The sequence below is a fragment of the Streptomyces sp. NPDC001709 genome, assembly GCF_053596375.1.
Genome location: NZ_JBSFGB010000036.1, coordinates 78,317 through 89,062, shown reverse-complemented (window position 1 = coordinate 89,062; position 10,746 = coordinate 78,317). Strand labels below are relative to the sequence as shown.

Genomic DNA, 10,746 nt, shown 5'->3' with positions numbered 1-10,746 from the left:
CGCCTGATGCGGCTGCGCGCCCAGGCCAAGGACTCCTTCGCCGCGCGCGAGGGCGTCAAGCTCTCCCCGATGCCGTTCTTCGTGAAGGCGGCGGCAGCCGCGGAGCGGCGGCCACCGACCGCACGGCCGCCACGGGCGCCGTCAGCAGTCCGACCACCACGGCCCTCCTCAGAGCGTGGTCCGGGCGGGTCGCGCGGTGGGCCCCAGCGGACCGGTGTGCGCCCTGCCCGCCGAGGCTTTGGTGCCGCGCGTGGTCCGGGCGGTACCGGATGACCTGGTGCTACCGGATGACCGGCTGCTCGCGGGGGACGTGCCGCTGCTGGACTTCCGGGTGCCCCTCGTCGTCCTCGTGCTGCCGGATGAGGTGCTGCCGCTGGATGACCGGCTGCTCGCGGGGGACGTGCCGCTGCTGGTCTTCCGGGTGCTTCTGGCCGTCCCGGTGCTGCGGGAGGTCCCGCTGCCGCCGGACGCCTTGCTTCCGCCGGACGTCTCGGCGCTTGCGGATGTCCTGCTGCTGCCGGATGTCCGCGCGCGTCCGGATGCCTTGCTGCCGGACGGGGCATGGGCGGGTTCGGAACCAGCCTTCCCGCTGTCGGCCGGATGCGGGGGCCGGGGCTGGGTGAGCCAGGCCACGGCCGCGCCGGTGAGGGCGACGGGCCACTCCACCACGCCGGCGGCACCGAGCATTCCGGCCCCGGCGTACACCGCGATGCGCCGTCCGCGGGGCGAGACCACGCCGACCTTGTCCAGTGTTTCCTCCGCGGCCCTGGTCACCGTCCCGGCGCCGGGCACCCTGCGCAGCGCCGAAGCCGCCCCGCGCAGGGGCGCCGTGAGGGCCGACGACTTCTGCTCAGCCATGACTCTCCTCGGATGAGATCCCTCAACGTGCCTCACCGAGTGCCCGCCATCGCGCAGGTCATCCCCCGTTTGTCCCATTAGTCCCCGGCTTGGTCCCCTGCTTGGTCCCCGGCTTTCCGGGTAGTCCCCTCTGCCCCGCGCGAGGACCCCGTCGCCTCGTGCGGGGGCGCCGCACGACGGGCGGGAGTCCGGCCCGGCGATGGGAGGATGTGGCGCTAGGGAGGGGCGGATGGGGCGCAGGGAGCGGGAGGCGGTCGCGCAGGCGGCCCGGCTGTACGAGGCAGCACGGTCGCTGGCCGAGGACCACGGCAAGGCCGTCGAGGCGGTACGGGCGGCGCTGCAGCCGATCCAGGACGCGGCGGTGGAGCAGGCCCTCGACGCCATCCCCGTGACCCGGCTGCAGGACGCCACGGGCGGACGGCTGCGGCTGGGCGGTGTCGACAAGAGCGGACTGCACACGGTCCGGCAGGTACTCGACGCCGGTCCGTACCGGTTGCGGCAGATCCCCGGGGTGGGCCGGCGGACCGCGGACCAGATCGTCGCGGCCGCACGACAGCTGTCCGACGCCGTGCACGACAACGTCGCCGTACACATCGACGTCGACCGGCCGGAGCCGCGGACGAGCGCGCTCGTCATGGCCCTGCAGGTGCTCGTGGAGGCGGGGCCGCAGGCGCGGCGCGCCGTCGACGCGGCCGCCGCGCTGACGAACCGGCTCGGACCGCTGCTGGCCGACGCCCGGCCCGCCGCCGGGCGCCTGAGCATGCTGGTGGCCGGGCGGGACAGGAAGGCCCGCGCGCTGGAGGCGGTCGAGGAGCTGCGGACGCTGCTTGCGGAGGCGGCGCAGGCCGGCACCCCCGAGGCTCTCGCGCAGGCGTCGGTGGACCTGCTGCGCAGGACGTCGACGGACCTCGCCGCCTGGGTGGACTTCGAGCTGCGCTCCGCCGAGTACTACGGCCTGCTCACCGAGATCTCCGGGCGCGCCCCGGACACGGCCGCCGCCGAGGGGTTCCTGCCCGACGGCATCGCCGAGCGGGTGCGGGGCCAGCAGCTCGACGACTCCCGGCTGCGGGTGTCGCTGCGCGGCTATCAGGCGTTCGGCGCCCGCTTCGCCCTGGCGCAGCGCCGGGTGATCCTCGGCGACGAGATGGGGCTCGGCAAGACCGTCCAGGCCATGGCCGCGCTGACGCATCTGGTCGCCGAGGGGCAGAGCCACTTCATGGTCGTCTGCCCGGCGAGCGTCCTGGTCAACTGGACGCGGGAGATCGAGGCCCGCACCTCGCTCCACGTCACTCCGCTGCACGGACCGGACCGGCACGACGCGTTCGCCTACTGGAAGGGGCGGGGCGGCGTCGCCGTGACGACCTTCGACACCCTGCGCGGGTTCCCGCTCCCGGGCGGAGGGGAGATCGGCATGCTGGTGGTCGACGAGGCGCACGCCGTGAAGAACCCCAAGACCCTGCGTTCCCAGGCCGTCACCCAGTGGGCCGGGCACTGCGCACGGGTCCTCTTCATGACGGGCACGCCGATGGAGAACCGGGTCGCCGAGTTCCGCAATCTGGTCCGGATGCTCGACCAGGCGGTGGCGGACCGCATCGGCGACCATGCCGGAGTGCCCGGCTCGGTGGCCTTCCGGAAGGCGGTCGCGCCCGTCTACCTGCGCCGGAACCAGGAGGATGTGCTCGCCGAACTGCCCGCCCTGCAGCAGACGGACGAGTGGGAGGAGCCGAGCGCCTCGGACGAGGAGGCGTACCGGGAGGCGGTGCACTCCGGCAACTTCATGGCGATGCGCAGGGCCGCGTACGCCCGCCCCGAGAAGTCCGCCAAGCTCGTCCGGCTCCGCGAGATCGTGCAGGAGGCGGGGGAGAACGGGCTGAAGGTGGTGGTCTTCTCCAACTTCCGTGACGTCCTGGGCGTGGTGGGGAACGCGCTCGACGCCGGTGAACGGGCCGGCGGCCCTGTTGTCGGCCCGCTCACCGGGAGCGTGCCGCCCGAGCGGCGTCAGCTGCTCGTCGACGAGTTCACCGCCGTGTCCGGTCCGGCGGTGCTGCTGGCGCAGATCCAGGCGGGGGGCGTCGGACTCAACCTCCAGGCCGCCTCCGTCGTGATCATCTGCGAGCCCCAGATCAAGCCGACCATCGAACAGCAGGCGGTGGCGCGGGCCCACCGCATGGGCCAGGTACGGCCGGTCCGGGTGCACCGTCTCCTGGCTCCGGGCGGCGTGGACGAGCAGATGGTGGAGATGCTGAAGCGGAAGGCCCGCCTGTTCGACGCCTATGCCCGCCGCAGCGAGACGGCCGAGGCGACCCCGGACGCCGTCGACGTGTCGGACACGGAGATGGCGCGCCGGATCGTCGCGGAGGAACAGGCACGCCTGGGCTTCGCGACCGGAGACCTCGGTGACGAGTCCGCCGAGCCGCCCCCGGACGACCTCCCCGCTGCCGAAACCGGCGAAGTCGCCGACAGCGGCTCTTCCCCGCCGTAGCCCTCGCAGACCGCCTCGCCCTCGGAGACCGCCTCGGCCCCCTGCGGGGACCACCGGTCGACGACAGGGCCTAGGGGCGCCAGGAGTCGTCGTATCCGGGATCGGCGGCGAAAGGCAGGGCGAGCAGGCGCAGCGTGATGCAGGGCGAACGGGGGCTCGCTTCCTCGCGGCAGGTGCGGCACCGGCCGTCGTCCTGCATCCGGTGCTCCTCCAACAGCGCCCGTTTCGCCTCGAGTTCGCGCAGCACCCGGGCCGGATCGTGCCGGGCCACATGGGTGAGCAGCCGCACGGGGTCGTCGGCGCCGAACTGCACCATCGGCGTGTGCGTGACCCGGCCGTCCCAGGAGGTGAGCACCTGCTCGATCTCGTCCGCCATGACGCCCCAGGCCGCGCCGGGCGCACCGGTGATCGCGTCCCGAGCCACCCGCTCCTCCTCCTGGAACCGGTCGCGCAGGAACCGTTCGAGGGCCGTCGCCGTCATGCGGCGCGCTCCCTTCGCCCCACCGACGCGGCCAACTCCCGCTGGTATCCGGCGTAGTCCGTGCGCAGGGCCTCCCCCGGCCAGTCGGCGGGGAGGAGTCCGGGTGGCAGGACGGGGTCGGTCAGCAGGTGGCGTACGGCCGCGGCGTAGGCGGTGAGGCGTTCCGCGGGGCTGCGGGCAGCGGCCGTGTGAGCGAGCAGCGTCCGCGCGGTGGCCGCCCAGGTGTCCAGTTGCCAGAGCCGGGCCGCGAGATCGGGCGCGGGCTCATCGGGTCGCGCCGTGTACGTCCGGGCGACGGGGGCCAGCGCGCCGGGCAGGGCGCGGTCCAGGTTGGCCGGGCGCAGCCACACGCCCTCGCGGAGTTCGGCCAGGCGCAGGGTGGTCAACCGGGCGCGCAGGTCGGCGCGTTCGGCCGGGCCGCGGCCGGTCGCCGTGACCACCACCATCTCCCAGTCGCCGTCCCACGCGCGCGTGCCGGGCCGCAGCGCCTCGTCCTGGCGCCGCTGGCGGGCCAGCAGCCGGTCGCTGAGCCGGTAGACGCCGTCGGTGCGGCGCAGGTCCCCCGCGGTCACCATCCGGCTCAGCGCGGCCCGCAGCGTGGAGCCGCCGACGCCGAACGGCTCCACCAGCCGGACCAGGTCCTTCACCGGGAGTTCTGCCGGGTGCGCGCCGAGGAGCAGGCTGAGCACGACCGACCGCGCGGACAGCGGCCGCAGACCCGCCTCCTCCGGTTCGGGCAAGACGTTCATGCGCATGGGCACGTACTGTACGTGCACCTCCTTGTTGCATTCTTGCTACGACCGCAGCGAGAGTGCAACATGCTTCCTATGGTCTCGATTTCCGCGCAGTCACCATCACCGTCGCCATCGCAGCCGCTGCCGCAGCCGCCGTACGCCACCCACGACGTCACCAACCAGCCCCCGCCCCTGGCTCCGTACGACGCCTCCGACGACCCGGCGCTGCTGGAGGGGCTGCGCCGGGAGGGCGCCGAGTGGGCCGAGGACGGCATCCGGCGCCTGGGGGTGCGCGCCGGCAGCGCGGAGGCGCAGGAATGGGGTGAGCTGGCCAACCGGTACGAGCCGGTCCTGCGCACCCACGACCGCTACGGCAACCGCGTCGACGAGGTGGACTTCCACCCCAGCTGGCACCACCTGATGCGCACGGCGGTCGGCGAGGGCCTGGCCGGCGCGCCCTGGGCGGACGACCGTCTTGGCGCCCATGTGGCCCGTACCGCGGGCGGACTGGTGTGGGGGCACACGGAGGCGGGGCACGGCTGCCCGACCTCGATGACGTACGCCGCCGTACCCGCGCTGCGGGCACAGCCGGATCTGGCCAAGGTCTACGAACCACTGCTCACCAGCCGGGAGTACGACCCTGAACTGCGCGTGCCCACCGGGAAGCCGGGACTGCTCGCGGGCATGGGCATGACCGAGAAGCAGGGCGGCTCGGACGTCCGGACGAACACCACCGTGGCCACGCCCACCGGGGAGGCCGGGGTGTACACGCTGCGCGGGCACAAGTGGTTCACCTCGGCGCCGATGTGCGACGTCTTCCTGGTGCTCGCGCAGGCCCCGGCCGGGCTCTCCTGCTTCCTGGTGCCGCGCGTGCTGCCGGACGGCAGCCGCAACACCTTCCGCATCCAGCGGCTGAAGGACAAGCTGGGCAACCGCTCCAACGCGTCCTCCGAGCCGGAGTTCGAGCGGACCGTGGCCTGGCTGGTGGGGCCGGAGGGGCGCGGCGTGAAGACCATCATCGAGATGGTCAACTGCACCCGTCTCGACTGTGTGATGTCCACGGCGACCCTGATGCGCAAGACCCTGGTCGAGGCGGGCCACCACGCCCGGCACCGCAGCGCGTTCGGCGCCCGGCTCCTCGACCAGCCGCTGATGCGCAACGTCCTGGCCGACCTCGCGCTGGAGTCGGAGGCGGCGACGACGCTCACGCTGCGGCTGGCCGGCGCGGCCGACCGGGCGGTGCGCGGGGACGCCGGGGAGCGGGCCTTCCGGCGGATCGCCACCGCCGTCGGCAAGTACTGGGTCACCAAGCGGGGCCCCGCGTTCACCGCCGAGGCCCTGGAGTGCCTGGGCGGCAACGGCTATGTCGAGGACTCCGGCATGCCCCGGCACTACCGGGAAGCTCCGCTGCTGTCGATCTGGGAGGGCTCGGGCAACGTCAACGCCCTCGACGTGCTGCGCGCCCTGGGCCGCGAACCGGACACCGCCGAGGCCCTGTTCACCGAACTCGCCCTCGCGCGCGGGGCGGACGCCCGCCTGGACGCGGCCGTCGCCGGGCTGAAGGACCAGTTGGCCGAAACGGACCAGGTAGGCGCCCGCAGGCTGGTCGAGCGGATGGCGCTCGCCCTGCAGGCCTCCCTGCTGGTCCGGCACGCCCCGCACCCGGTCGCGGACGCCTTCTGCGCGAGCCGGCTGGGCGGCGACTGGGGGCACGCGTTCGGCACGCTGCCCGCCGGGACCGGCCTCGACGTCATCCTGGAGCGGGCCCTGCCCGGCCTGAACTGACCCCTCCCGCCGGGCGGGTACGGTCCACGCGCGCCGCTCCGGCCGGGCGTGCGCGGGCCGCTCGCACCCTGGCCGGTGAGAGCCGACGGATCGCACACAGTCAGCGCGTGGTTCCGTACCGTTGTCAGTGCCGTGGTGCACACTCGCGATCAGGTGGCACTCGTCTGGGGAGGACAACGTGTTCACGGGGATCGACGAGGTCGACTGGGCCTCGCTGCGGCACGCGTACGGCAGCGCGGAGGACGTGCCCGGATGGTTACGGGCGCTAGCCTCCGCGGACACCGTCGAGCGGGCGACCGCGCTCGACGGGATGTACGGCGCACTGCACCACCAGGGGAATGTGTACGACTCGACGCTGGCCTGCGTCCCGTTCCTGCTCTCGCTCGTGGCCTGCGAGGAACTGCCGGACCGTGGCGGCATCGTGGAACTGCTGGTCGGCATAGGCGCGGAGAGCGCGCACGGGGACCGGCGGGCGCGGGAGGCGGTGTGCGCGGGCGCCGAGGTCTTCGTCCGGCTCGCCGGGGACCCGGACCCGGCGGTGCGCCGGGCGGGCGCCGGGGCCCTGGTGCACTTCCTGGCCGGGCCCGAGCGGGTCCTGGACGTGTTGCGGCAGCGGCTGCGGGCCGAGCGGGACGACCGTGTCCTGCGCGCCCTCACGGAGGCGCTCGGTCTGTTCGTCCGCCGGTATCCCGCGCACGCCGCCGCCGCGGTGGAGCTCCTGACCGAGCAGAGCTTGCCGCCGTACGCCCCGGAGCTGCGGCTCGCCGCGCTCGGCCAGCTCGCCCTCGTCGCACCCGCCCGGCTGCCCGCCGACCTGGTGCCGACGGCGGTCCGGCTGCTGCGGGAGCGCTCCGCGCAGCGCACCCGGGTGCGCGAGCCCTGCGCCGCCGACACCCTCGTCGGGCGGCTACGGCGGCTGCGCCCGTCGGATGAGGAGGGCTCCCGTCTGCTGGGCACCCTGCACAGCGCGCTGGGCGACCGCGTGGACGACCGGAGCGCGCTCCTCGGCGGGCAGTTGACCAGCCCGGACCCGGTGGACCGGTGCAACGCCGTGTGGCTGGCGGCGGCGTTGCTGCGCGGCTGGCGCGGAGACCACAGCGCGACCGTCGGGCTGCTCGGTGCCCAACTGGACGCCGAGCAGGACCGGTTGCGGGACGCGGCTGTCACCGTCCTGTCCGAGCTGTTCACGCTGGCCGCGCCCGCCGCGGACGACCTGTACGCACTGGTGTGGGCCCGGCCCGACCTGTGGACGCACCGCCTCGAGCGCGGCTCCCCCACGCTGGGCGGTCCGCTCAAGGCGCTGGCCAGGAGCGGCGATCCGCGCACGGTCCCGCCCCTGGCCCAGCTGCTGGCCGGTCCGGCCACGCCGGCGGACCTGGGGTTCGAACTGGCCCACCTGGGCGCCGCCGCGGCCCCGCTCGCGCCCGCGATACGGCACCGGCTCGGCCGGATCCCGCTCGACTCCCCCTCAGCCGCCCGGCTCGCCGCCCCGCTGCTGGCCGCGGTCGGCGCCGTGGGGGACGAGGAGGCGGTGCCCGAGGTGCTGCGGCTGCTGTCGGGCGCTCCCGGCGGACTGGGGGCGCGCGACGCGATCGTGGCCCAGGTCGTCGGGACGCTGGAGGCCCTGGGCGCCGCTGCTCATGCGGCACCCGTCCTGCGCACGCTCCTGCACACCCGGCACGCCGCCGCCGCGGCCGGCGCGCTGTGGTCGGCACGGGAGGACGCCTCCGCCGTACTGCCCGTGCTGCTGCAGGAGTTGACCCAGGGTGATCCGGCGAGCCGGTGCCTGGCCGCCGGGCAGCTCGGCAGACTGGGTCCGGCCGCACGCGCCGCGCTGCCCGCCCTGCGCCGGATGGCCTGCTCGTGGCCGGCGCAGGGGCGGGTGTCGGCCGCGTGCGCGCTGTGGCGCATCGACGCGGATCCGGATCCGGTCCTGCCCGTGTTCCGGACGGCCTGGGCCCAGGACCCGCACACCCGCCGCCCGATCGCCCACTGCCTCACCACGATGGGCCCGGCGGCCGCGCCGTTACGGCCCCTGGTGGCGGCGGAACTGGCCGCGCCGCGCCGCCATCTGCCCCACGCGAGCGGATTCGGCGGCCGCCGCGCCGTACCGGAGGACGAAGAGCTGCTGAGAGCGTGCCGGGAGGTGCTGGCGGTGCTGTAGGGGCGTCACGGCGGGCACTTGCCGGAGCCGGTGAGTTCGGGGGCGAGACGGTCCTGAGACCTGGTCCTGGGAGTCGGCCCGCTGGATACCGCCGACGAGGGCCTGGCCGGCGGCGTCCAAGGCCCGAACACGGGCGACCTCCTGGACGGGGTCGAAGCCCGGGCCGGCGGGGCCGGCGTGCCGGAGGGGCGCGTCGCCGTACGACAGCGGCCCGCTCCCTGGGCCGGACGGGCGCCGGGCCGCCGGCCGTGGTCAGACCATGCGTCCCCACTGTGGTCCGAGCCGTGCCCATTCCGTGTCCCAGGCGTCCATGCGGCGGCGTTCCAGGCGGCCGCGCAGGGCGAGGCCGCTGACGAAGGGAACGGCTGCCGCGGTCACGCCCACCAGGCAGCCGATCAGGCTGCCGCGCAAGGCGGCCTGGGAGGCGGAGGCGGGTCGGTTGGCGAGGTGGCCCTGGGGGTCGGTCCAGACGGTGACCGGCGTGCCGGCCTTGCTGCCGGGCTCCACCCGGACCTGACCGGTGTGGGTCGAGCCGTCGGCCACGGTCCAGCGCACCTTGGCCCAGACCCGTTCACCGGCGGAGGCGTGGTGGTGCAGGGGGGTGGTTCCCGGGGCCCGTCCGACGACGCGGGCCACGACGGGGCGCCAGTCCGCCCGCTCCCGCGCGAGTCCGTGCTCCACCGACCGGGCCGCCAACAGGCCGGCCGTGACCCCCGCCAGGACGGTCAGCAGCCAGGCGCCGAGCACCACCCAGGCCTCCACCACATCGGCCCGGCGTTTGAGCGGGTTGCGCCGCCAGCGCCACAGCCACACCTTCGGACCACGGAACGCCTTCAAAGGCATCCTCCTCACGAGCGCACCGACCGGCCGGACCGCCCTCCCATACGCGGGAGATCGCTCCGCTGCTCACGACGAGCCGTCTGACCGACGGTCGCACGAGACACCCCTCTCGCGCAGGCGCATGCCCCAACGGGCCCCGGCCGATCTTCGTCACCTGCCGACGACACCGCCGTGACCTGCGAGAACGTGCACTCCAGGGGAGAGTGTCAGTGGTGGGGTGCAGACTGGCCGATAACTGACGACTACCTGTCTCACGACTACCTGGACGAACACGACTACCTGGACGAAGGCGTCCCGGAGGTGATCGGCATGACCGAGGTACTGCTGGCGGTGGGCACCCGCAAAGGCCTGTTCATCGGGCGGCGGAGGGGCCACGGCTCCTGGGAGTTCGACGACAGCCCGTATTTCAACGCACAGGCGGTCTACTCGGTCGCGATCGACACCCGCGAGAACCGGCCACGGCTGCTCGCGGGCGGCGACAGCGCGCACTGGGGACCGTCGGTCTTCCACTCCGACGACCTCGGCCGCACCTGGACCGAACCGCCGCAGCCGGCCGTCAAGTTCCCCAAGGACACCGGCGCTTCCCTGGAGCGCGTCTGGCAGCTGCACCCGGCCGCCGCCGAGCCCGGCGTGGTCTACGCGGGCACGGAACCGGCGGCGCTGTACCGCTCGGAGGACCGCGGCGAGAGCTTCGAGCTGGTCCGGCCGCTGTGGGAGCATCCGACGCGCTCGAAGTGGGTGCCGGGCGGCGGTGGTGAGGGCCTGCACACGGTGCTCACCGACGCCCGCGACCCCAAGACGGTGACCGTCGCCGTCTCGACGGCCGGGGTGTTCCGCTCCACCGACGGCGGCGCGAGCTGGGTGCCGTCCAACTCCGGTGTGTCCGCGGTGTTCCTGCCGGATCCGAACCCGGAGTTCGGCCAGTGCGTGCACAAGATCGCCAAGGACGCGGGCGACCCGGACCGGCTGTACCTGCAGAACCACTGGGGGGTGTACAGAAGCGACGACGCGGGCGCGCACTGGACCGACATCGGCGCGGACCTGCCGTCCACGTTCGGCTTCGCGGTGGCCGCCCATCCGCACCGGGCGGACACGGCGTACGTCTTCCCGATCAACGCCGACGCGGACCGGGTGCCCGCCGAGCACCGCTGCCGGGTCTTCCGCACCACGGACGCCGGCCGGACCTGGGAGCCGCTGTCCGCCGGGCTGCCGGAGGAGGACCACTACGGCACGGTCCTGCGGGACGCCCTGTGCACGGACGACGCCGACCCGGCGGGTGTGTACTTCGGCAACCGCAACGGCGAGGTGTTCGCCTCGGCCGACGACGGCGACAGCTGGCAGGAGCTGGCGGCGCATCTGCCGGACGTGCTGTGCGTACGGGCGGCGGTGATCGGCTGAGCCG

The 10,746-nt window shown here is 74.4% G+C and carries 8 protein-coding genes and 1 pseudogene; 6 read left to right on the top strand and 3 right to left on the bottom strand.

Annotation, left to right across the window (positions count from 1 at the left end; genetic code table 11):
• From ACWC0C_RS37510 to ACWC0C_RS37500, 3 genes and pseudogenes are all read left to right on the top strand, one after another.
• Positions 1–117: pseudogene (locus ACWC0C_RS37510) on the top strand (dihydrolipoamide succinyltransferase); the annotation flags it as partial.
• 58 nt (positions 118–175) lie between these two features.
• Entirely contained in the window at positions 176–874 is a 699-nt protein-coding gene (locus tag ACWC0C_RS37505; protein WP_450868811.1) for a hypothetical protein, read from the top strand.
• Positions 875–1,087: 213 nt separating this feature from the next.
• Positions 1,088–3,340: a DEAD/DEAH box helicase gene (locus tag ACWC0C_RS37500; RefSeq protein ID WP_450868800.1), complete on the top strand. Its 2,253-nt coding sequence runs from the start codon at positions 1,088–1,090 to the stop codon at positions 3,338–3,340.
• A 70-nt stretch (positions 3,341–3,410) separates the two neighbouring features.
• On the opposite strand, the gene ACWC0C_RS37495 is transcribed toward ACWC0C_RS37500, so the two are convergent.
• Both ACWC0C_RS37495 and ACWC0C_RS37490 read right to left on the bottom strand, forming a co-directional pair.
• The gene (locus ACWC0C_RS37495) at positions 3,411–3,821 is read right to left on the bottom strand and encodes a DUF6221 family protein (RefSeq protein ID WP_450868798.1); all 411 of its coding nucleotides are present in this window, start codon (positions 3,819–3,821) and stop codon (positions 3,411–3,413) included.
• Positions 3,818–4,576, bottom strand: coding sequence for a PaaX family transcriptional regulator C-terminal domain-containing protein (locus tag ACWC0C_RS37490; RefSeq protein ID WP_450868797.1), 759 nt, complete (start codon positions 4,574–4,576; stop codon positions 3,818–3,820). Before ACWC0C_RS37490 ends, ACWC0C_RS37495 begins: the two co-directional genes overlap by 4 nt.
• A gap of 63 nt (positions 4,577–4,639) precedes the next feature.
• Here ACWC0C_RS37490 and ACWC0C_RS37485 point away from each other — a divergent pair, with 63 nt between their 5' ends.
• Positions 4,640–6,340: a DNA alkylation response protein gene (locus tag ACWC0C_RS37485; RefSeq protein ID WP_450868796.1), complete on the top strand. Its 1,701-nt coding sequence runs from the start codon at positions 4,640–4,642 to the stop codon at positions 6,338–6,340.
• A gap of 178 nt (positions 6,341–6,518) precedes the next feature.
• Complete coding sequence (locus tag ACWC0C_RS37480; RefSeq protein WP_450868794.1) at positions 6,519–8,504, top strand: HEAT repeat domain-containing protein; 1,986 nt, start codon at positions 6,519–6,521, stop codon at positions 8,502–8,504.
• A 252-nt stretch (positions 8,505–8,756) separates the two neighbouring features.
• Here ACWC0C_RS37480 and ACWC0C_RS37475 read toward each other — a convergent pair whose 3' ends face one another.
• Entirely contained in the window at positions 8,757–9,347 is a 591-nt protein-coding gene (locus tag ACWC0C_RS37475) for an Rv1733c family protein (RefSeq protein WP_450868793.1), read from the bottom strand.
• A gap of 306 nt (positions 9,348–9,653) precedes the next feature.
• On the opposite strand from ACWC0C_RS37475, the gene ACWC0C_RS37470 reads away from it, so the two are divergent.
• Positions 9,654–10,742, top strand: a complete 1,089-nt coding sequence (locus ACWC0C_RS37470; RefSeq protein ID WP_450868808.1) for a WD40/YVTN/BNR-like repeat-containing protein — start codon at positions 9,654–9,656, stop codon at positions 10,740–10,742.
• The last annotated feature ends 4 nt before the right edge of the window (positions 10,743–10,746 follow it).

Excerpts from the sequence above, each read along its gene's own strand:
- ACWC0C_RS37490 (WP_450868797.1), bottom strand. The coding sequence starts at position 4,576 with ATGCGCATGAACGTCTTGCCCGAACCGGAGGAGGCGGGTCTGCGGCCG.
- ACWC0C_RS37495 (WP_450868798.1), bottom strand. The coding sequence starts at position 3,821 with ATGACGGCGACGGCCCTCGAACGGTTCCTGCGCGACCGGTTCCAGGAG.
- ACWC0C_RS37500 (WP_450868800.1), top strand. The coding sequence starts at position 1,088 with ATGGGGCGCAGGGAGCGGGAGGCGGTCGCGCAGGCGGCCCGGCTGTAC.
- ACWC0C_RS37485 (WP_450868796.1), top strand. The coding sequence starts at position 4,640 with ATGCTTCCTATGGTCTCGATTTCCGCGCAGTCACCATCACCGTCGCCA.
- ACWC0C_RS37475 (WP_450868793.1), bottom strand. The coding sequence starts at position 9,347 with ATGCCTTTGAAGGCGTTCCGTGGTCCGAAGGTGTGGCTGTGGCGCTGG.
- ACWC0C_RS37470 (WP_450868808.1), top strand. The coding sequence starts at position 9,654 with ATGACCGAGGTACTGCTGGCGGTGGGCACCCGCAAAGGCCTGTTCATC.